General features: G+C 43.9%; 20 protein-coding genes. 17 read left to right on the forward strand and 3 right to left on the reverse strand.

All coding sequences use genetic code 11. The features are described from left to right. Window positions 1-47 precede the first annotated feature (47 nt). Both H9628_RS03300 and H9628_RS03305 read left to right on the forward strand, forming a co-directional pair. A complete protein-coding gene (locus H9628_RS03300; protein WP_251832688.1) occupies window positions 48-2102 on the forward strand; it encodes a S9 family peptidase in 2055 nt (684 codons plus the stop codon). Then, window positions 2092-2466: a hypothetical protein gene (locus tag H9628_RS03305; RefSeq protein ID WP_251832689.1), complete on the forward strand. Its 375-nt coding sequence runs from the start codon at window positions 2092-2094 to the stop codon at window positions 2464-2466. Before H9628_RS03300 ends, H9628_RS03305 begins: the two co-directional genes overlap by 11 nt. Here the strand turns inward: H9628_RS03305 and H9628_RS03310 are convergent. Next, entirely contained in the window at window positions 2420-2923 is a 504-nt protein-coding gene (locus tag H9628_RS03310; RefSeq protein ID WP_251832690.1) for an SRPBCC family protein, read from the reverse strand. The genes H9628_RS03305 and H9628_RS03310 overlap by 47 nt on opposite strands. Before the next feature lie 186 nt (window positions 2924-3109). On the opposite strand from H9628_RS03310, the gene H9628_RS03315 reads away from it, so the two are divergent. Next, complete coding sequence (locus H9628_RS03315) at window positions 3110-4657, forward strand: sensor histidine kinase (protein WP_251832691.1); 1548 nt, start codon at window positions 3110-3112, stop codon at window positions 4655-4657. Window positions 4658-4701: 44 nt separating this feature from the next. Further along, window positions 4702-5388, forward strand: coding sequence for a response regulator transcription factor (locus H9628_RS03320; protein ID WP_251832692.1), 687 nt, complete (start codon window positions 4702-4704; stop codon window positions 5386-5388). Window positions 5389-5448: 60 nt separating this feature from the next. On the opposite strand, the gene H9628_RS03325 is transcribed toward H9628_RS03320, so the two are convergent. After that, window positions 5449-5970: an SPOR domain-containing protein gene (locus tag H9628_RS03325; protein WP_251832693.1), complete on the reverse strand. Its 522-nt coding sequence runs from the start codon at window positions 5968-5970 to the stop codon at window positions 5449-5451. Between the two features lie 184 nt (window positions 5971-6154). On the opposite strand from H9628_RS03325, the gene H9628_RS03330 reads away from it, so the two are divergent. The 13 genes from H9628_RS03330 to ypfJ all read left to right on the forward strand — a co-directional run bounded on the left by H9628_RS03330 (window position 6155) and on the right by ypfJ (window position 20924). Next, complete coding sequence (locus H9628_RS03330) at window positions 6155-7516, forward strand: c-type cytochrome (protein ID WP_251832694.1); 1362 nt, start codon at window positions 6155-6157, stop codon at window positions 7514-7516. 21 nt (window positions 7517-7537) lie between these two features. Then, window positions 7538-10633, forward strand: coding sequence for a TAT-variant-translocated molybdopterin oxidoreductase (locus tag H9628_RS03335; protein WP_251832695.1), 3096 nt, complete (start codon window positions 7538-7540; stop codon window positions 10631-10633). A gap of 19 nt (window positions 10634-10652) precedes the next feature. Continuing rightward, window positions 10653-12053 (forward strand): NrfD/PsrC family molybdoenzyme membrane anchor subunit, encoded by a 1401-nt coding sequence (gene nrfD / locus H9628_RS03340; RefSeq protein ID WP_251832696.1) that lies wholly within the window; start codon window positions 10653-10655, stop codon window positions 12051-12053. Then, the gene (locus H9628_RS03345; RefSeq protein WP_251832697.1) at window positions 12040-12561 is read left to right on the forward strand and encodes a DUF3341 domain-containing protein; all 522 of its coding nucleotides are present in this window, start codon (window positions 12040-12042) and stop codon (window positions 12559-12561) included. Before nrfD ends, H9628_RS03345 begins: the two co-directional genes overlap by 14 nt. 50 nt (window positions 12562-12611) lie before the next feature. Next, window positions 12612-13382, forward strand: coding sequence for a c-type cytochrome (locus H9628_RS03350; protein ID WP_251832698.1), 771 nt, complete (start codon window positions 12612-12614; stop codon window positions 13380-13382). 11 nt (window positions 13383-13393) lie between these two features. Further along, complete coding sequence (locus H9628_RS03355) at window positions 13394-14725, forward strand: quinol:cytochrome C oxidoreductase (protein ID WP_251832699.1); 1332 nt, start codon at window positions 13394-13396, stop codon at window positions 14723-14725. 78 nt (window positions 14726-14803) lie between these two features. Then, window positions 14804-15958: a hypothetical protein gene (locus H9628_RS03360; protein ID WP_251832700.1), complete on the forward strand. Its 1155-nt coding sequence runs from the start codon at window positions 14804-14806 to the stop codon at window positions 15956-15958. A gap of 1 nt (window position 15959) precedes the next feature. Next, window positions 15960-16496, forward strand: a complete 537-nt coding sequence (locus tag H9628_RS03365; protein WP_251832701.1) for an adenine phosphoribosyltransferase — start codon at window positions 15960-15962, stop codon at window positions 16494-16496. Between the two features lie 123 nt (window positions 16497-16619). Then, entirely contained in the window at window positions 16620-17330 is a 711-nt protein-coding gene (locus H9628_RS03370; RefSeq protein WP_251832702.1) for a YfgM family protein, read from the forward strand. A gap of 13 nt (window positions 17331-17343) precedes the next feature. After that, entirely contained in the window at window positions 17344-17859 is a 516-nt protein-coding gene (ribH, locus tag H9628_RS03375; RefSeq protein ID WP_251832703.1) for a 6,7-dimethyl-8-ribityllumazine synthase, read from the forward strand. Between the two features lie 12 nt (window positions 17860-17871). Beyond that, entirely contained in the window at window positions 17872-18606 is a 735-nt protein-coding gene (locus H9628_RS03380; protein WP_251832704.1) for a glycosyltransferase, read from the forward strand. Beyond that, window positions 18593-19981: an ArnT family glycosyltransferase gene (locus tag H9628_RS03385; protein WP_251832705.1), complete on the forward strand. Its 1389-nt coding sequence runs from the start codon at window positions 18593-18595 to the stop codon at window positions 19979-19981. The genes H9628_RS03380 and H9628_RS03385 overlap by 14 nt, the downstream gene beginning before the upstream one ends. Before the next feature lie 91 nt (window positions 19982-20072). Then, window positions 20073-20924 (forward strand): KPN_02809 family neutral zinc metallopeptidase, encoded by an 852-nt coding sequence (gene ypfJ / locus H9628_RS03390; RefSeq protein WP_251832706.1) that lies wholly within the window; start codon window positions 20073-20075, stop codon window positions 20922-20924. Between the two features lie 64 nt (window positions 20925-20988). Here the strand turns inward: ypfJ and H9628_RS03395 are convergent, their stop codons facing one another. Next, window positions 20989-22404 (reverse strand): efflux transporter outer membrane subunit, encoded by a 1416-nt coding sequence (locus H9628_RS03395; RefSeq protein ID WP_251832707.1) that lies wholly within the window; start codon window positions 22402-22404, stop codon window positions 20989-20991. Window positions 22405-22437: the final 33 nt, after the last annotated feature.

Consider the following 22437-nt stretch of genomic DNA (forward strand, 5'->3'; position numbering starts at 1 on the left):
TTTTTAATTAAAAAGATGCAGCATACCAACTGCCAGATTTACATACGATGAATGCTCCAAAAGCAAAGAAAATAGATAAAATACTCACAACCCATGGCCATGAGCGGAATGACCCGTACTACTGGCTTAATGAACGCGAGAATGCGGAGGTGATAAAATATCTTGAGGAAGAAAATGCGTACTGTGACCACCAGATGCGCGATACCGAGGATTTGCAGGAACTTCTCTTTGAAGAGATGAAAGCAAGATATAAGGAAGATGACCAAAGTCTGCCTTACTTTTTCAATGAATACTGGTATATCGTACGGTACGAGATTGGAAAAGAATATCCAATTTTCAGCCGAAAGTTTCAAACGCTCGACAACGAGGAAGAAATCTTGCTTGATGTGAATGTTTTAGCCATCGGGCAGCAGTATATGGAGGTGGCAAGTCTCGCAGTTTCGCCCAACAACAGGCTGATGAGCTATTCCTTCGACGACCTTGGCCGCCGCATCTATACAATCTGTTTCAAAAATTTGGAAACCGGAGAGAATTTTGAAGACAGAATCGAAAATACTACCGGAAAAGCTGTTTGGGCCGATGATAACGAACATGTTTTTTATATCCGGAAAGATGAAAGCCTGCGCGCATTCCAGGTTTTCCGCCACCGCCTTGGGACGGATCCTGCCGAAGATGTGCTGATCTTTCATGAGGAAGATGAAACGTTCGATGTCAATGTATTCAAAACGAAGTCTTTAGAATATATTTTTATTTCCAGTTCAAGTTCGGTTTCAGATGAGATGTGTTTTATTCCGTCCGGCGATGTCTTTGCAGATTGGCAGATCATACAGCCACGCACGGAGGATTTGGAATATTCCGTAGAACATTACAAAGATGAATTCTACATCATTACCAATGCCGATGATGCCACCAATTTTAAAATAGTAAAAACCAAGGTTTCTGATCCCGGAATTGAGTTTTGGGAAGATATCGTGCCGCACAGACCGGAAACTTTACTTGAAGGTTTTGAGATTTTCCGTGATTTTTTCGTGCTGGAAGAGAGAACCGAAGGTTTGCTGTACATCAAGATCATCGAGAATGAAACGGGAAATTCACATTACATTGAATTTAGTGAACCAACCTACACGGCGTTCATCGGCTTGAATTTAGAGTTCAAGACCGAAAAACTGGTATATGGCTATACTTCATTGACGCATCCGAATGCCGTGCTGCAATATGATATGCACAACCGGACTACCGAAATATTGAAAGTGCATGAAGTACTAGGCGGAAATTTTTCAAAGGAAAATTATATTTCGGAAAGGATTTGGGCGCCGTCCCGCGATGGTGAAAACGAAATACCGATTTCGCTCGTGTATCATAAAACCACACAAAAATCAGCCGATACACCGCTATTGCTTTATGGTTATGGAAGTTATGGCCACACGGTAGATGCGGCTTTTTCTAATGTCAGGCTGTCTTTGCTCGACCGCGGATTTACCTACGCGATCGCGCACGTTCGCGGCGGTGAATATCTTGGCCGCGAATGGTACGAGGAGGGCAAAATGCTCAGCAAAAAGAATACATTCTACGATTTCATAGACGCTGCTAAATTTTTGATTTCAGAAAATTACACGTCCGAAAAACATCTTTATGCAATGGGTGGCAGCGCCGGCGGTCTGCTTGTTGGTGCGGTAGTAAATGAAGAGCCTCAGCTTTTTAATGGTGTGGTAGCACAGGTTCCGTTTGTGGATGTGGTCACTACGATGCTCGATGATTCCATTCCGCTTACGACGGGCGAATATGATGAATGGGGAAATCCGCACGAGGAAGAATATTACCATTATATGAAGTCTTACTCGCCATATGATAACATTAAAGCGACAGATTATCCGAATATGCTTATTACGACAGGTTTGCACGATTCTCAAGTCCAGTATTGGGAGCCTGCAAAATGGACCGCCAAACTGCGTGAAATGAAGACTGATGACAATCTACTCCTTTTAAAAACCGATATGAGCGCGGGGCACGGCGGGGCTTCCGGCAGATTTGAATCACTTAAAGAAGATGCGCTGGAATATGCGTTCATCCTCAAATTAGAAAACAGAATTCATGGAAAATAAATCAGACAGCGAACTTTGGGCAGAGGTAGAATCGTTTTTCCAGCGGAATTTCGATACTGATAAACATCCGCAGATCGACACGATACTTTTCCTGATCGGTGTTCAGGAACTTGGCAGCGGTCAGCAGAAATATACTAAAGATGATAAGCTGAATATTCTGCATATCGCGGTGTGTAGGCTATTGCAACCATTTGGGTATTATGCATTCTCACACTACGACGATGATGGCTACCCGCATTTTACAGAACTCGAAAAACTGCCCGAACTGAAACCGAACGAGCAGCAAATCCTGATGAAAAAAGCGATTATCCAGTATTTTATTGACGAGAATCTGTTTGATTCAGAAGTTCCTCAAGCTGATTAAGCCCGGCTGTGAAACCTTGCTCAAAACCCATTTCCAGTAGCTGCGTCATCTCAGATGAGTCTGCAAAATGAATATTGATGGTAAGTTTTGTGCCTTCTTCTACGCCTGTAAACCCGAAAAGCCATTTCACTTCCGGCAGATTGTGATCGATCTCACCGTTTTGGTCCATAAAGTAATCTGTCCAGTCGAAACTTCTGTGCCAGTTGATTTCGTGGTAGTTGGCGCCGGCAAAATGCTTTTCTCCTTCCGGACCTACCATTGCATAGATCCATTTTCCGCCTTCAGTGACATCTAAATTTGAGGTTTCACATTTCCAGGGTCTTGGTGCCCACCATTGATCCAAAAGTTCTGCACGCGTGAAAAATTTCCAGACGGTCGTCACATCCTGTGGAAAAACCTTCATTACAAAAACCTGCGCCGCATCGTAATCTCTGTTAAAAACCAATTCGTTTGTCATTATGTTATTTTTAAACAAATTTAGGTGAATAATCGTTAATGATATCGGTATGTCATTAATCTTTAATTTAAATGGAAATAGTTAAAAACACTGGTTTTAAGAATTTTTCCATACTATATTAATCATTTAGACGTTTATATATTCTTAAAATGACTAATTTTAACATTTGAAGATTAAAAGCTAAGGATGAACAACAGATTTATTCCATTCATTTCGGTACTGATGACGATCTCTATGATAGTGTTCGTCACGCTGCAGCTATATTGGATCAAAGAACTTTACGCCGCACTGAACCAGGACTTTTCGAACAAAGTCTATGCTGCGATGGAGTCTGCGGCCACCAAAACGCAGCAGTTAGAAGTGGAGAAGTATTTGAATATAGACAACCGGAATTTTGCCAACAACATCATAGACAGTAGTAATCTCCCTACCCAAACTTATATTCAGCAAACGTCAGATTCTGCCAACCGCCGAACCATCACCTTTCAGAAAAGCATTGTAGAAAACCAGAATTTTCCCATTTCGCCACTTGGTGACAGTCTTTTGCTGACCAAACTTTACACCGACGAAGGAATTTTAAAGATAAAAACCCAGGAAAACGCGGCCGAACCGCTGACTGCGCAGATGAGCCGGGATTTCAATAACAATACCTACGCGCTGCGCGAGTTTGCCAAACTGAATGCCAGCAACCTGCCTGTTGAAAGACGTGTGAATGCTGCAATTCTTGATTCTGTATTGTCTAAAGAATTAAAGCTGAACGGATTGAACACAAAATTTGGTTTCGCAGTGATCGACAAGAGAAGCGCGATGACCAAAATAGTGAACGATACCTATTTGGAACAGAAAGATAAGAGCAACTATACCTATCCACTGTTTACCGACAGTAAAGACCGCACACTTTACACCTTGGCACTGGTTTTCCCACGTAAAGATTATTCGCTGGCGAAGAACAACCTGCCGATGTTGCTTGGAACCTTCATGTCGCTGCTTACCATTCTCGGAATTTATATTATTTCGATCAATTACATGATGCGCCAAAAGAAGATTGCGGAAGTCAAGACAGATTTCATCAACAATATGTCGCACGAGTTCAAGACGCCGCTGGCAACCATTTCGGTAGCTACAGATTCTTTGGCTAATGACAAGATTGCGACAAATCCCGAAAAAGTCAAATATTATTCAGGACTAATCAAACAGGAAAACCTTCGGATGAAAAAGCAGGTGGAAAACGTGCTGAATATGTCTAAACTTGAGCGTAATGAAGTAAATCTCTTCCTTAAAGAAACAGATGTGCGCGCTTTAATAAAGGAACTGTCAGAATCTTTTGGTCTGATTGTCGCACAACGCAACGGAACCCTCACGCAGGAACTCCGTGCAGAGCGTTATGTTTTCAAAGTAGATGAATTCCACCTTTCGAACGCGCTGATCAACCTCTTGGATAATGCCAACAAATATTCTCCTGACGCTCCGCAAATCAAAGTGAAGACCAGCAACGAAGGAAACTGGTACGTGGTAGAGATTTCAGACCAGGGAATGGGGATGGATATGGGTAACAAAACGCGGATCTTCGAAAAATTCTTCCGTGAAGAAACCGGTAATATCCACAATGTGAAAGGTCAGGGCCTCGGTCTCTCTTATGTGAAGAAGATTATTGAGCTGCACAAAGGGCAAGTTTTGGTGGAGTCTCAAAAAGGTACAGGAAGTACCTTCACCATCAAACTGCCGGTGGTGTAGAAGCTTATTTTTAAATTTTTAAGAACTAAAAAACAAATATTATTATGAACAACAGGATTTTGTTGGTAGAAGATGACCAGAGTTTCGGCGCGGTTTTGAAAGATTATCTTACCATAAATAATTTTGAAGTAACACTGGCCACTGATGGTGAACAGGGACTGAAAGAGTTTACCGAAAATGAATTCGATATCTGCATCTTTGATGTGATGATGCCGAAAAAAGATGGTTTCAGCCTTGCTGAAGATGTAAAACGTATTGATAAAAATACGCCTATCATTTTCCTTACCGCACGAAATATGCGGGAAGATATACTGAAAGGTTACCAGCTGGGCGCTGACGATTATATCACCAAGCCTTTCGATACAGAACTTTTGCTCTATAAGATAAAAGCCATTCTTCAGCGCAGCAGCGTTTCTGAGGATGAAGAACAGGAACAGTTCAAGATCAGCAATATCTTCTTTGATTCAATGCTGAGACAGTTGCGTGTAGGTGACAATGAATACAAACTTTCGCCGAAGGAAAATGAGCTGTTGAAACTGCTTTGTCTTCACCGCAATGATTTCATGCCTAGAGATTTAGCTTTGAGAAAAATCTGGAAGAAAGAGAATTATTTCACCGCAAGAAGTATGGATGTTTACATCGCAAAGCTTAGAAAACTGCTTAAAGATGATCCGGGATTAGAGATCATCAACGTACATGGCGAAGGTTTCAGGCTTTTGGTAAAAAACTAAAACTTTTCTACATACAGAAAGCTCCGGAAAATCCGGAGCTTTTTTGATTTTGTTCGTTTATTATTTCGCCTCTACACAGAAAACGCGGTACTGCACGGCCATCGCCGACTTGAAATGTGGTTTTATCTTCGAGAGGTCTGACGCGGCGCTCTGCTTGCTGAGATAGCTGCCGGCCATCACTTTGTAATTTGGTCTTAGCGAAGCATCGATTTCCACTTTCATATTCGGGAACCGACGACGGAAGAACAACCCGACTTCCCGGGCTTCCTCATTGCTTTTTACCACGGCAAGCTGAATCTTATAGCCCATGATTCGTGGGTTTCTGCGGCAAATTTCCGCTTTGGATAGTTCTTTTTCCGGAGTAACCACTCGCACAGGTCGCGAGGGAGAATCTTCATCAGTCCGCCGAATGCCTGTTGCGCATTTTTCTTCCAGATTTTCAAGAAGTGCAGCCACATTTTTGTCCATGCTGGTGATAAGTGGCGTGCCGGAAATAGTGTCGTTTTTCGTAACCAGTTGCGCATGAGCGACATTTGAAATCGAAAACAGAAGTATTGGGATTATTTTGAAAAATTGTTTCATCCGTTAATTTTAAACAAAAATAGGACAATTAAAAATTATACCAATTTTTATTATTTAGAATTATTACAAATTACCTCGCTTCCGTGTTTGCAGGCGGCCGCGCCCGTTAATTTTCTGTTAAAAGTGCTATTTTTGCCCAATTGAAAAGTAAACTCAAATATTTTACTAACCCAATATTATATAAATGATTAGTTGGAGAAAGCATTACAAGAAGGGTCTTATCGCAATAGGTTTATTGCTCGCGACCAGTGCTTCTGTTTACGCTCAGGGCGATGCCAAGAACGGTGAAAAGCTTTTTAAGGCAAACTGTACGGCATGTCACGCGTTGGATAAGCAGCTCATCGGGCCCGCGCTCGGTGGTGTGGTAGACCGATTGAAAACTGAACAGAATCTGGATACAGACTGGTTGCACAAGTGGATCAAGGATAACAAATCCCTTCGTGAGTCCGGTGATAAGTACGCTCTAGAGGTTTACGAGAAGTTCAACAAGGTGGAAATGACGCCTTTCCCTAATCTATCGGATACAGATATTGACGATATTTTAGAGTATACGACGAATCCACCCGTGCCAGAAGCTGCTGCACCAGCAGATGCAGCTACTGCAGCGCCATCGGCCGCAGATTTGGAAGCCTCTAAAACCGAGTCTCAAAACTCCAAGATCATCCTGATTTCGATGGTTGCCATTGGCGCTTTGCTGCTTTGGCTTCTAGTGAAACTTAATCAGCTTGTAAAGCTTCAGCAGAGCGATGAACTTGCCGAGCAGCAGGTTAACCGCGCTGTTTCATGGGGTGAGCTATACCGTAAATACCACTATGTAGGTAAAGGTGTGCTTGCAGTTCTTGGGATTTTAGCAGCATACGGAATCTGGAATTCCCTGATGTGGATTGGTGTCTATAAAGGTTACAAGCCTGAGCAACCAATCTATTTCTCCCACAAAATTCACGTGGGTGAAAACAAAATCGATTGTCAGCTTTGTCACTCTTCTGCGAAGTATGGTAAGGTTTCCGAAATACCTTCAATGAACGTTTGTATGAACTGTCACCGTACAATTTCCGAGTATAACGGTAAGTATATGGAGCCAGGTAAAGACAAAGCTTTCTACGACGGAGAAATCCAGAAAATCTATGCTGCTACTGGCTGGGATCCGGCAAAACAGCAGTACACGGGCAAAACACAGCCGGTGGAATGGGTGAGAATTCACAACATGCCTGATTTTGTATATTTCGATCACTCTCAGCACGTTGTGGCCGGTGAACAGGTAATCATCAATTCACACAACAAGAAAAATCCGAATGCTAAGATTGATGTAGTATGTAAGGCTTGCCACGGACAGGTAGATACAATGAACGTTGTACGTATGGCTAACGATTTCACGATGGGTTGGTGTGTAGAATGCCACAGAACAACCGAAGTGGATATGAACAACGGCTATAATAAAGAGTACTTCAAAAATCTGCATGACAAACTGAAAAAACAGTACGGTAATGAAACCAAAATTACTGTGGATGCGATTGGTGGTCTTGAATGTGGTAAATGTCATTATTAATAACAAAAATTAGAAGTATCAATGGCTTCAAATAAAATACAATTCAGAAGTATTCAGGAACTGAAAGATCCAGGTTTAACGGCAAAGCTGGCTCAAAAAGAATTTCAGGAGGAAATTCCGGTGAATGACTTATTAGGAGGATCAAAAAGTGGCGGCTCAGGCTCATCACGTAGAGACTTCCTGAAGCTTTTAGGTTTTTCTACGGCAGCCGTGACGCTTGCAGCTTGTGAGGCGCCGGTTATCAAAACCATTCCGTACGTTGTAAAACCGCATGAGATCATTCCGGGGATTCCGAACTATTACGCAACTACTTATTTTGATGGGTTTGATTTTGCGAGTGTTTTGGTAAAAACAAGGGAAGGAAGACCTATCAAGATTGAACCGAATCCTGCAGCTGGTGAACTGGGCAAAACCAATGCTCGTGCTCAGGCAGCTGTGCTTTCACTTTATGATAATGATAAGGTGAAGCAGCCAAAACTGAACGGCAAAGACGAAACTTTCGATAAAGTAGATGACTATGTTATCAAAAGTTTGAACGAAGCACAGACCAATGGCCGCAGAATCGTGGTTCTGTCGCATTCTTTCGCTTCGCCAACATTCAAAAAGCTTTTCGCTGATTTTAAAACCAAATACCCAACCGCCGAGCTTGTAGCTTATGATGCCATTCCATGCACATCCGCACTGGATGCTGCTGAGGAAGTTTTCGGTCAGCGTGCACTGCCTGTGTACGATCTTTCTAGAACGCAGTTGGTGGTTTCTTTCCAGGCAGATTTCCTCGGAGAATACAACGGTGGATCACTGGAAGGCACTTATGCTGCAGCTAGAGTTCCGGGACCAAACATGTTGCGACACATTCAGATAGAATCTAACATGTCACTTACCGGTGCGAATGCCGACAGCCGTATCAAACTGAAACCAAGCGCTGTAAACAAGGTGTTGGTAGAGGTTTACAACGGTCTGAATGGTGGTAATACCAGCAAAGAAGCCGGTGAGATCGTAAAAGAACTTCAGGCAAAAGGAAGCAACGCAGTTGTTTTCGCTGATGGTTCTAAAGGTGCGCATGTGTTGGCACATTTGATCAACCAAAAACTGGGTTCTACCGCATTTACGGGTAAGGCAAATTTCCTTAAAGAATTTGATGCTAAACGTTTCCAGGAGTTTGTTAGCTGGATGAATACTGGGCAGGTAGGTGTACTGATTGCGAACAACGTGAATCCGCTGTACTCAAATAACCGTTCAGAAGACTTCAAAAAAGCACTGGCACGCGTTCCGCATGTGATTGCCGTAGCTGATAAGAAAAACGAAATGTACAAAGCAGCGAAAGCTGTAATTCCGGTGGCAAACTGGTTGGAATCCTGGGGCGATATGGCACCACAAACTGGTGTTTATACGCTGATGCAGCCTACAATTCAGAAAATCTACAAATCAAGACAGATTGAAGAATCACTTTTGGTGTGGATGAACGGTAAGAACAATCCGGCAAATAACTATTATGACTATCTGAAAGCCAATGCGGGTACAATGATTGGCGGTGCAACATTTAACAATGCACTGTATAATGGAGTAATGGCTGGCGGAAATACTGCAGGTCTTGCTTACGCCGGTGGAAATGCCGCACAGGCAGCAGCAGAGCTTGAAAGTATGAAAGCTTCTGACCTTGAACTTGTTCTTTACACAAAGACAGCAATGGGCGACGGAACGCAGGCCAACAACCCTTGGCTTCAGGAACTTCCGGATCCAATCACCAGACTTTCATGGGATAATTACCTGACGGTTTCACCTAAAGATGCAGAACGTCTTGGTCTTGATAACGACCTCAATGCTCGTATGCAGCTTAATGGTTCTATCGTGAACGTGACTGTGAACGGTGTTACTGTGAAAGATGTTCCGGTATTCATTCAGCCTGGTCAGGCAGAAGGTTCCGTAGGTCTTGCCTTAGGTTATGGTAAAAAAGACACGGGTAAAGTTGCCGAGACAGGTGTGAATGCTTTCCCACTTTTTGACGGATCAAACTTTGCGCTTTCTAATGTAAAGCTTGAGAAGGTTAGCGGAATGCATGAGTTTGCAGGTATGCAGCTCCAAAATACCCTGATGGGCCGTTATGAAATTGCGAGAGAAGTTTCTCTGGACACTTTCCTCAATGTAAAATTTGACGACGAAAAATTAGGCTGGAACAAGCCTTTGGAATATCACACAATCGGAGGTGCACTTCCTTCCGGAAAAATTGACCTTTGGGATTCATTCGATGAAACTGACGGGCCACACTTCAATATGTCAGTTGACCTGAACTCATGTACAGGTTGCGGCGCGTGTATCATCGCTTGTCAGGCAGAAAACAACGTGCCTGTAGTAGGTAAGGAAGAGATCAGAATGTCGCGTGATATGTACTGGTTGAGAATCGACCGTTACTATTCAACAGATGTTCCTGCAGATTACGATACGAACAAAGACCGCAAACTTTCTCAGGAAGAAGCGATCTCTGCCGACCTCAATGTACCTGGAATGTATGGACATTTCCTCGACAAGGAAAGCGGAATTTTGAATCACCCGGCGGACAATCCGGATGTGATCTTCCAGCCGGTAATGTGCCAGCACTGTAACCATGCACCATGTGAAACTGTTTGTCCGGTAGCTGCAACCTCTCACGGTAAGCAGGGCCAGAACCAAATGGCGTATAACAGATGTATCGGTACCAGATACTGCGCGAACAACTGTCCTTATAAAGTGCGTCGTTTCAATTGGTTCACTTATAACCTGAATGATAAATTTGATTTTAATCAGAATAATGATCTAGGAAGAATGGTACTGAATCCTGACGTGGTAACCAGAACGCGTGGTGTGATGGAGAAATGCTCACTTTGTATCCAGATGACTCAGAAAACTATTCTTGAAGCTAAGAAAGAAGGTCGCAGAGTGAAAGACGGTGAGTTTACAACTGCATGTGTGAATGCCTGTTCTACCGGAGCACTTAAGTTTGGTGATATGAATGACAAGGATTCAAACATCCGTTCACTGTTCAAGTCTGACAGAAGATATACGCTTCTTGAAGAAATCGGTACCAAACCAAATGTTTTCTACCACACGAAGGTGAGAAACAGAAAAGAACAAAATGTTTAAAATAATAAATAGGTAAAAAATGTCAGGACATTACGAAGCTCCGATAAGGGAACCTTTAATTATTGGTCATAAGACTTATCACGATATTACAGAAGATATCGCAAGACCTATCGAAGAAAGAGCCGGAAAACTTTGGTGGATTTCTTTTTGGATTGCGCTGGTGCTGTTCATCTACGGATTTGGCTGCATCGCATACACCATCGGTACCGGTATCGGTGCGTGGGGTCTGAACCGAACCAATAACTGGGGTTGGGATATTACAAACTTCGTCTGGTGGGTAGGTATTGGTCACGCCGGAACACTTATTTCCGCAGTACTATTACTCTTCCGTCAGCGTTGGAGAATGTCCGTAAACCGTTCTGCCGAAGCGATGACAATTTTCGCGGTAGTGCAGGCTGCTATCTTCCCGGTGATACACATGGGTAGAGTTTGGGTAGGTTATTGGGTATTTCCATTACCAAACCAGTTCGGTTCACTTTGGACGAACTTCAACTCACCACTTCTTTGGGACGTGTTCGCGATTTCTACCTATTTCTCGGTTTCCACAGTATTCTGGTTCATGGGTCTTATCCCTGACTTTGCGATGATCCGTGACCGTGCGAAAACGCCTTGGACCAAGAGAATCTACACTTTCCTTTCATTCGGATGGGGCGGTAAAGCAAAACATTGGCAGCGATTCGAGGAGTTATCTCTCGTACTTGCAGGTCTTGCGACGCCACTTGTATTCTCGGTACATACCACGGTATCCTTTGACTTTGCCACTTCGGTGATCAAAGGATGGCACTCTACCATTTATCCTCCGTACTTCGTTGCGGGCGCAATCTTCTCCGGATTCGCGATGGTACAGACGCTTCTCCTTGTGGCTAGAAAAGTTGCGCATCTTGAAGATTATATAACGATGTATCATATCGAAATCATGAACATCGTAATCATCGTAACTGGTGGTATGGTGACCGTAGCTTATGCTGCTGAATATTTCATCGCATGGTATTCGGGTTCACGTTATGAAGATTTCACATACCTTTCACCAGGTGCTGCTACAGGACCTTACTGGTGGGCATTCTGGGCGCTGATTATCTGTAACCTTGTGGTTCCTGCTGCGTTCTGGTTCAAGAAAGTACGTACAAACATCATCGCGACGTTCATTATCGCTTTGATAATCAACATCGGGATGTGGTTCGAAAGATTTGATATTATCGTAATCAACATTTCAAGAGATTACCTGCCGTCTTCGTGGACGATGTTTAAACCTTCCATCATTGATGTAGGTGTATATCTCGGAACGATCGGTTTCTTTGGCGTGCTGTTCCTACTTTATGCAAGGACCTTCCCGGTAATTGCACAGGCCGAACTGAAGACGATTCTGAAGATTTCTGGTGAAACTTATAAAGCAAAAGAAGAAGAAGATGAGCACCACTAAAAAAATATTTGGCATCTATGCAGACGATGATGATCTGCTGAATGGAGTACATGCCTTCAATGACAAGGGTATCGCGATTGGCGAGGTTTATACACCTTTCCCGGTGCACGGTCTTGATAAAGCTTTAGGCCTTAAGAAAACAAGAATTTCTGATGCTGCCTTTATCTATGCTGTTTATGGTGTTACGATCGGTGCTTTGGTCACTTATTACACGATGAACCATGACTGGCCAATGAATATTGGGGGTAAACCTGCATTTTCATGGGCAGAAAATATGCCGGCATTCGTAGTACCGATGTTTGAACTGATGGTTTTCTGCGCGGCTCACCTTATGTCGCTTACCTTCCTGTTCCGTAATAAGATGTATCCTGGCTGTCCGCCACAGAACCCGGACCCAAGAACAACGGATGACAAGTTCATGATTGAGCTGGTAAGTGATAACGTAGAAGCAGTAAAGCAAATCCTTGTTGACACCGGCGTTGAAGAAATCACCATGAAGGATGTGTAAGTGATTGCCTGCCAGGTATCATTATTTAAAAAAAATAAAATTGTCCGAACATGACAAAGAATATATTTAAAATTACAGCGATCGTAGGATTTGCAGCCATGGCACTTAGCTCTTGCAGCAAGGAAAATCCACCATTGGTATACTTCCCGGATATGTATTTCCCGGTAGCTTATGACCCATTGATGAAAGCTGATGACGCTTATACTGACCGCGAAAACCAAAATCCCGCGTTCGTAAAGAACGGTGGTGCAACAGGTCTTCGTCCGGTTGACGGTACGGTTGCTCAGAATGCTGACGGAGTAGTATCACCTGCAGCCAATTCGGGTATGACAGTGGATATGTATAATGCCGGCTACGACGCTTCGAAACAGATTACTACCTCGCCATTACAGGCCGGAAACCAGCAGAAAGATATAGAGCGCGGAAAAGTACTCTTCAATCAGGCTTGTGCGGCTTGCCACGGAACTGGTGGTGACGGTCAGGGACCTATCGTAGCAAGTGGAGCTTACAGCGGTGTTCCAAATTATAAGGACCGTGAACTTACGGTAGCGTCCGTACAATATGTGATCAAACATGGCCGAAACGCTATGGGTTCTTATGCAGGTCAACTAAAGCCTGGCGACCAGTGGAGAGTTGCAATGTATGTAATGAACGAGTTTAAAGGTGGCTTAGCAGCAGCATCTCCAGCAGTAGCAGGTACTACGACCTCTACACCGGGCGCTGCCGCGGCACTTACGGAAACACCTGCTCCCGGAGCCGGATCACCAGCACCTACCGCGCAGCAAGGCGCAGGAAATGCATCCACAAATCCTAAAAAATAAAAAGATTTACAATGTATAGTTTTTCACCTAAATTGAGATTATATTCCATCATATTCATCGCGCTTGGATTAGTGCTTTTTGGTGCGGGTTATTTCCTGAACAAAGGAATTGATGATACACGTATAGAACACATGATGGAAGCTGTGCACGCAGGCGGCAACCATGCACCTACGCATTCCAGCGAGCTTGTGGGTCCGCAAGACCATCAGGCACATCTGGATCATGCTAAACTTCAGGTGGGCAACCAGCCATTGGCTGCTATCCATATTGTAGCCGTGTTCCTTTTTGCACTCAGCTGCTGCGCACTTTTCTTTTACTGTATTCAGAACGCGGCACACGCTGGTTGGTCTATAATCATCCTCAGAGTGATGGAGGCTATAGCTTCTTTCATTCCATGGGCGGGTGCTATCCTAATTATTTTAATGGTGCTGAACGTGACCCATTTCGGTCACCTCTTCCACTGGATGGATCCGGAGCTCACCACGCCTGGAGATCCACATTTCGATCCGATTCTGTACGAAAAACAAACGTTCCTAAATATTCCGTTCTATGCTGTCCGTACTTTAATTTATGTTCTTGGTGCTTCATTCTTCGCCTGGAAACTGAAAAGTTTGTCTAAGCGCGTAGATGAGACCAAAGACCGTAAAGTATACGCCAGCTACTATAACTGGAGTGTTGGTTACATCGCATTCTTCGGGTTCGCATCTGCTGCCTGGGCTTGGGATTGGTTGATGTCTATCGATCCGCACTGGTATTCTACGATGTATATTTGGTATGCAATGGTAAGCTGTCTTGCTTCCGCGATTGCCGCAATCATCCTTATCAGTGTTTATTTAAAGAAAAAAGGTGTTTTACCTCAGTTCAATGATAATCACCTGCACGATTTAGGGGTTTACCTTTTCGCGAGCAGCATGCTTTGGACATATACCTGGTTCTGTCAGTTCATGTTATACTGGTATGCAAACATTCCGGAGGAAGTGAATTACTTCTTTGGCAGATTTAAATATTACTCGCCAACTTTCCTTCCGATGCTTATCCTAAACTTCCTTATTCCATTGTTGGTTTTGGTAAGTTCAAGCATCAAGAGAAACTATACGGTTGTGACAACTGTCGCTGTTATCGTTCTCGTAGGTCACTGGCTAGATTACTTTAACATGGTGATGCCGGGAACAGTAGGTCCGTTCTGGAGAACTCCGGAGGTCCTGCTTCTCAACCTTGGTTCGGTACTGTTTGGGGTCGGATTGTTTGTATTCGTCGTACTTACGGCCCTTTCAAAACTGAAACTGATACCGGAAGGCAACCCATTCGTGAAAGAATCAAAGATTTACGAATATCCATTCTAAGTTAGTGCGCTAATACGCAACTCAATATATCCCGGCTTATGTCGGGATTTTTTTTAATTTTGTATAAATCACGCGTTTATGAAACGATTACTTTTCCTGCTTATATTTTCATTTTTAATGGTTGCCTGTAAAAAAGATTCGGTGGATGCATCCACCACACGGTCTTTTCAGTCGAGTATTAATGACATGGCCAGCAGCCTGAATACCCTGCAGCAGGTCAAATTCAACGAAGCACTTTACATTCTCAAGACTTTCGGCGTAGAAGCGGAAGGGGATGTAAACGAATTGAATGCGTTGGGAAAGCTTATCAACGGAATGAAGGTTCCACAGATTTTCGCTCTTGCAGATCAGGTTGCGCAGCGAAACGGTATCGATTGGAGCAGCACAGGTCCGCCGTCTTTAGGTGAAATGAATATTTTTGGCGAGGAAGAGGCAAAAGAATCAGATCCAAACGATATTTCAGCCAGTTCGCTCGGCCTTACGGTCACGCCAACAGCACAGGACAGTATTTTAGGTCCTAAATCACTGCAGATCGTGCCAAGGCTTCTAGACAACCGCGGAAACGCGATAACGTTCTCCGGTGCGGCTCTTGAGGTTACAATGGAGGTCTTCAGTGCCGGAACAAGAATTCTGACGGCGAAAAACCTGATGACCGACAATAATTTCAAAGGTTTCAGTTTACGGTTTGCATCCTTGCCAGCGAGTAAAATTACGGACGGCAAGATAGACATCACCGTGTCCGCTAAAACGGCGAAGAAAACTTTCAAAATGTCTAAAATTGGTGTTCCCGTCAACCAGAAAGCACTGCTGATGCCGGCAGGAACTCCTGTAGATACGCAATTGCCAACTACAACTGATCCTACAACTGACGGAACAGATGTGCCAACCGGTACAGACACTTCGCCCGCGGTGCCAACGGCGGATCCGAAAGCCAGTGTGACAAAATTTCTGAACAGCCTGAGCTCACAAAATCTTAGGGGTGCCTATGATACTGCCGATAATCCGGCGTGGGGATCGTACGAAAGCTTCTCTAATCCTACGTCAGGTTTTGGTGCGGTAAAAAGTATTAACGTAAAAAATATCAGTACTACGAATACTGCCGCCGGCAGTGCAAGCGTGGATGCCACGTATGATGTGACCGATAAAAGCGGTAAAACTACAGCGCTGCAAGTGACATTCGGCTTAAAGAATGTCAATGGAGAATGGAAGATTTCTAGTTACAAAATCAACTGAGATGAGTGAGCCGCAACTGGTAAAACGTTTGGAAGAAGCCATTGAGTCCATTCCGGACTTTCCTAAAGATGGTATTTTGTTTAGAGACATTACGCCAATATTCTTAAATCCCGACCTGTACGAAGATATAATCGGCGAATTTGTGAATTTCAGCCGCGGTAAGATAGATGCGGTCTGCGGAATCGAAAGTCGCGGTTACCTTTTTGGAATTGCCATCGCTGTCGCGCTGAAGGTTCCGTTTGTACTGATCCGTAAAGCCGGCAAGCTACCGCCGCCATTCGTAGCCGAAAGTTATGATCTTGAATATGGGTCAGCCGAAATAGAGATGCGTACCGGACAAATCAAAGCCGGACAGCGCATATTGATTCACGATGACTTGCTCGCGACTGGCGGAACCACCGAAGCCGCCGCAAAACTTGTAGAAAAGCAGGGCGCTACGGTCTCACAGTTCAGTTTTTTGATCGGTTTGAAAGATCTCCAGGGTGAAAACCGGCTTAAAGATTTCAACGCTGAAATTTTCAGCATCATCGAATATTAAATCAGATATCATTAAAATAATTTAAATAAACCGCGCAGATTTTCAGACAGAATGTTTTTTAAACCAATATTTTGTATATCCTGCGAAAACCGCTAAATTTGCACTTCAATTTTTAAAAATATTATGGCAAAACATACAACGCATACCGATAAGAAAGAACTTGAAGGTAAAGAAACCGTAGAAGTCTTCAAAGATCTGGACAGAGGTGCACTGGATACAGAAAGATTCATTGAGAAACATGCGAAAAAACTCGCTTTGGTCTTCGTATTCCTTGTAGCAGCAGTGCTTGGCTATTTTGCCTATGAGCAGTTTTATGTAGAACCAAGAAATGAGGAAGCCACTTTAAGCTATCTGGCAGCGCAGAAAAACCTTGCCGATGGTAAGCAGGATCTGGCTTTGGGTGGAAAAACCGCTGCAAATCCTGGATATTTGGGTACTTACAAAGATTTCTCTGACACGCACGTTGGGAAGCTTTCTGCTTACAACGCCGGTTTGCTTAAATTTAAAGAAGGAAAATACCAGGAAGCTTACGATCTGCTCGATAAATTTTCATCGAAAAATGATGTGCTGATGGCATTGAAATTCGGTGCAATGGCTGATGCTCAACTGAATTTAAATAAGAATGAAGACGCATTAAGCCTTCTGGATAAAGCCACTTCGGCATCGGAAGATCCTTACACTACGTATTATTTTACACGCAAAGCGGGTATCGTAGCTTTAGCTTTGAAGAAAAACAGCGAAGCAAAGAAATATTTCTCAGCGATTGACGAAAAGTACCAGGATTACGATAACGGCATGTCTGATGCGTATATCGAAATGGTGAAATATTACTAATAAAAATGAAAAAATGGCCACGGTAAATCTTTCCGATTACAAACCATTACAAATTGATGATGCCGGTTCTTTCAGAATTGGCATTGTTGTTTCGGAGTGGAATGATTTTGTAACCCACAACCTGCGTGATGCCGCTCTACAAATCCTTCAGCAGGAAGGTGTGCCGGCGCAGAATATCAATGTTTTTAAAGTTCCCGGCGCATTCGAACTCAGCTATGCGTCGATGCAGCTTTGCAAAGAAAACACCTTTGACGCGGTGATTTCTATTGGCTGCGTAATTCGCGGAGAAACGCCGCATTTCGATTTTGTGTGTTCGGCGGTGGCGCAGGGCATCAAAGACTGCAACATCCTTACGGATGTCCCGACGATCTTTTGTGTGCTGACCGATGATACCAAAGAGCAATCTGTGGCGCGTAGCGGCGGCGATCTTGGTAACAAAGGGGTAGAGGCGGCTGTTACTGCACTGCAGATGATTGATTTTAAAAGAAAACTTTCGGGTAAGTCCGGTCACATCGGATTTGTCAGTTAAAAATTTGAATTTTTGAATAAAGCCATCGTAATACCGTGCTACAATGAATCTACGCGTTTGCCTGTGGCAGAATACGCCAATTTCCTGCAAAATGAGGTTTCGTGCGTTCTGGTTTTTGTAAATGATGGTTCTACGGATGATACGGTTGCCGTTCTGAAGAATCTGCAGGTACAGTTTCATGAAAACGTGCAGATTGTTGATTTAATTCAGAATGTGGGCAAGGCAGCTGCTGTGCGTGCTGGCGTGCTTAAATGTTTGGAGCATGACTACGAGAGCATCGGTTACCTCGATGCCGATCTCGCTACTTCACTCGAGGAATGGATCTCAATCTCCGAAAATATTTCTGGCGATGTAGTTTTCGCATTTGGCGCCCGAATTTCAAAGATTGACAACCAAATTTCGCGCAAAAAATACCGTCACTACGTGGGGCGTGTCATCGCGACATTTATTTCCGAAGCGCTTGGTTTCGCAGTGTACGATACGCAGTGTGGCTGCAAAGTTTTGCGCGCAGATGTGGCGCGGGAAGTTTTTACAGAGGGTTTTCTTTCACGCTGGCTGTTTGATGTGGAGATATTTTTCAGAATTAAAAACAGATTTGGTGGCCCAAACATGTCACGGGTTTGCCGCGAAATTCCGCTTCAGCGCTGGCATGATGTGGCTGAATCTAAAGTAAAGTTCACCTACTTTTTTAGGCTTTGGACCGATCTTTTTCTAATCGTTAAAAAATACCGCAATGCGCAGAACTGAATTTTATAATCATCCAAACTTCTATAAAGTAGCCCTGGCCGTAATGATCGTGGCCCGACTTCTTCTTAATGCACTGATCCCGCTGATGGATCAAACTGAAGCGCGCTACTCTGAAATTGCAAGAATAATGGCTGACACCGGCAACTGGATCACGCCACAGATCGATTATGACACGCCGTTTTGGGCAAAGCCGCCCTTATCCACATGGCTTTCAGCAATCTCAATTAAGATTTTTGGTGTAAATGAATTTGCGGTGAGATTTCCGGCATTTGCAATCTCACTTTTGCTTGTTTGGCTCATGAAGCCGTTCGCAAAACGTGCGGGCGTGCCGTTGCTGCTTCCGGCTTTTGTGCTTTTTACCCTTCCTGAATTCCTGCTGCACGTAGGTGTAGTTTCCACAGACATGACTTTGCTTTTGTCGATTACACTGATGATGGTTTCGTTCTGGGAAACGGTGAATGGAGGAAAGCGAATCTGGCGCTATCTGTTCTTTATGGCTATTGGTTTAGGATTCTTGGCGAAAGGACCCATCATCCTTTTACTTACGGGTCCACCGCTCTTTGCCTGGACAGTTTGGTTTAAATCTTTTAGAAAAGTGCTTTTTTCGTTCCCGTGGCTTATTGGTATTTTAATAGTATCTGCCTTTGCAATTCCTTGGTATTGGCTGGCGGAAAAAACCACTCCCGGCTTCCTCGAATACTTTTTTGTCGGCGAACATTACAAACGTTTTTTTGATGCTTCCTGGACAGGTGACAAGTATGGTTTCCCGAAAATTCAGCCGTTTGGTATTATTTGGGTCTTCCTTTTCTCACTTGCACTGCCGTGGATCTTGTTTTTTGCAAATAAAATAGTGCGTCAACCTAAAGTGATCCTGAAAGACCGTTGGCTGCTTTTCCTGGCACTTTGGATCCTGTGGACGCCTGTGTTCTTTACTTCATCAAAAAGTCTTATCCACACCTATATTCTGCCGTGCTGTTTCCCGCTTGCGCTTTTTGTTGCCACCTCCTGGGAAAATATTAAAAATAAGAAAGCCTACATCTATTCCGCATTGGTTCTGCCGGCGCTTTCGGTTTTAATTATTCTGCTTGCATTTGTTCCCGGTGTGTTTGAAAATAACACAAACACAGACAAGTATATCCTGAGAGATTACAAAGGTGAAAACCTGTTTTATCTCTCTGAAAAGACATATTCTAGCCAGTTTTACAGCCGGGGCCGTGTGAAAACCATTCCCGCCGAAAAGCTCGACAGTCTCAAGACAAATAACCAGGATTTTCTTCTGCTCGTTCGTAAACGCGATAAGGCCTCACTCCCGGCTTCGCCTGATTTGGTGAAAGTTGGCGAAAGCAAAAAAAGCCTTCTGTACAGGTTTCATTAATCATTTTTTAAAACTCAACTTAGCGTTACGCGCCGTGTTTTACATTCGGGGTATATTTTTTGTACATTTAATATTCAAAAAATAAACTATTATGAAATGGACAAATAACCGGAGTGGAAATGTAGATGACAGACGCGGCTCAGGTGGTGGCGGAATGCTTGTAGGTGGTGGTCTTGGCACAATGATCATTGCGGCTATCGTATTTTTCCTTGGTGGCGATCCATCCGCAATATTATCCGGTGGCGGCAGTATGGGTCCACAAACGGAACAGCGCGACCTCACTGCGGATGAACTTAAAGTTCGTGCATTTGTACAGATGATCACCTTTGAAAACGAACGTAGTTGGAATCAAATCTTTCAGGAAAACGGGATGCAGTATGAACCTGCCAAAGTGGTGATGTTTGAGCAGATGACGCAGTCGGGGTGTGGCACCGCGCAGGCGGCGATGGGTCCTTTCTACTGTCCGGCAGACCAAACGGTGTATATGGATATGAGTTTTTTCAAAGAACTGCAGCAGCGATTCGGCGCACAGGTTACCGAGTTTTCAGTAGCTTATGTGATGGCTCACGAAATGGGGCATCACGTGCAAAATCTGCTCGGCACCTTACAGAAAACCGATCAGTTGCGTCGCAGTGGCCAATATTCTGAAAGTGAAATGAACCGTGTATCTGTTGCTACTGAACTTCAGGCAGATTTCTATGCCGGACTTTGGGCCAAATACACAGACAACCGCGAGAAAATTTTAGAGCCAGGCGATCTTGAGGCAGCTATTTCTGCAGCAGAAGCCGTAGGTGATGATAATATTCAGAAGCGTTCTCAAGGGTACGTAAACCAGGAAGGTTTCACGCATGGCAGTTCGGCTCAGCGAAAAGAATGGTTTATGAAAGGTTACAATACCGGCGATATTCGCCAAGGTGATACTTTTAACGCATTACTTAAGTAAACATAGTTTAGATTAAAAAAGCTGGAAATATTTTCCAGCTTTTTTAATTCATATTATTTTCAGTTTAACGCCATCCGCCGCCAAGAGCCTGATACAGTTCTACGCCAGCGCGCATTTTGTTGTATTCAGCATTAGAGATGTTCAGTTCTGCATTCAGTGAATTCACCGACGAATTTAAAACCTCAAGATAATTGGCCATACCATAGTTCACAAGTTCCTGAGAATATTCCACCGAATTGCGGTACGCCGCGAGTTCTTTTCTCTTCAAATCAATAAATTGATCCTGCGCTTCGTAAACTTTTAAAGCATCAGAAACTTCTCGTCCGGCCTGCAATACAGTCTTGCGGAAATTCAGATAAGCACTTTCACGGTTTGCCAAGCTTACTTCATAGTTCGTTCGGATCTGCCTTTTATTCAAAATAGGCTGTGTAAGTCCACCAATCACATTCGCAAACAATGAATTTGCACTGAATAGGTTATCTATCGCCAGGCTTTGAAGGCCGCCGCTTCCCGTGATCCGAAGTGTGGGATAAAACTGTGCTTTTGCCGCATTTGTAAGTTCAAAGGCTGACATTAAATTATACTCTGACGCACGAACGTCCGGGCGGTTTGCAAGCAAGTTTGCAGGGAAGCCAAGTTTGTAGTTTGCCGGCATCTTTTGCTGGGCGAGCGTAGTTCTTTCAATTCTTTGCGAAGGAACCGCGAGAAGGTAGCTCATCGCGTTTTCAAGAAGTTCTATTTGGGTATTGGTGTCTATTAGCATAGATTCTGCATTGTAAACCAATGCTTCGCTCTGCTGTACGGCAACTTCGGTCAGCGTTCCGGCTTCTTTCAGTGCGCGCGTGGTTTCAAGGTTTTTGCGACGCAGGGAAATGGTCTCACCAATTATCCGTTTTTGCTCATCGAATGTGAGTAGCTGATAATATGCGGACGCAATAGCCGCCACCAAATCGCTTTTCACCGCTTGATGTGTAGCTACAGAACCGAAATATTCTGCCGCACGGGCTCTTTCCTCAGCTTTCATTCTCCCCCAGATATCGAGGTCCAATGAGACGTCGCCGCTAAGGTCAAATATATCATTGTACCTTCGCGTACCGCCACCCAATTGGCCTAGCTGCGTGTTCAGCGACTGTGTTTGGAATGTATAGGAAGGACCAACAGCCACTGTAGGTTGGTAGGCTGCTTTACTTTGTTTTAAATAGGCCTCGGCACGCGTGATATTCTGCAGTGCGAGTCGTATGTCGAGGTTGTTTTCCAGTCCCTGCTGAATATGGCGCTGTAGTACCGGATCGGTGAAGATTTCGCGCCATGAAATCGTGGCAAGGCTTGAAGAATCCAATATCAGCTTATCAGTTCGGAACAGGTCCCCATCCACTGCGTCCGCGGGGCGTTCATACTTTTGCCGCGCTGTGCACGAGGACAGCAAAACCAATGCGCCCACGAGCCAAAGTATGTTTTTTGTACGCAACTTATCTTTCATTTTTTTGTTTTTAATTAATGACGCGAGTCTTAG

The organism is Kaistella pullorum (assembly GCF_014837035.1).
GTDB lineage: Bacteria > Bacteroidota > Bacteroidia > Flavobacteriales > Weeksellaceae > Kaistella > Kaistella rhinocerotis.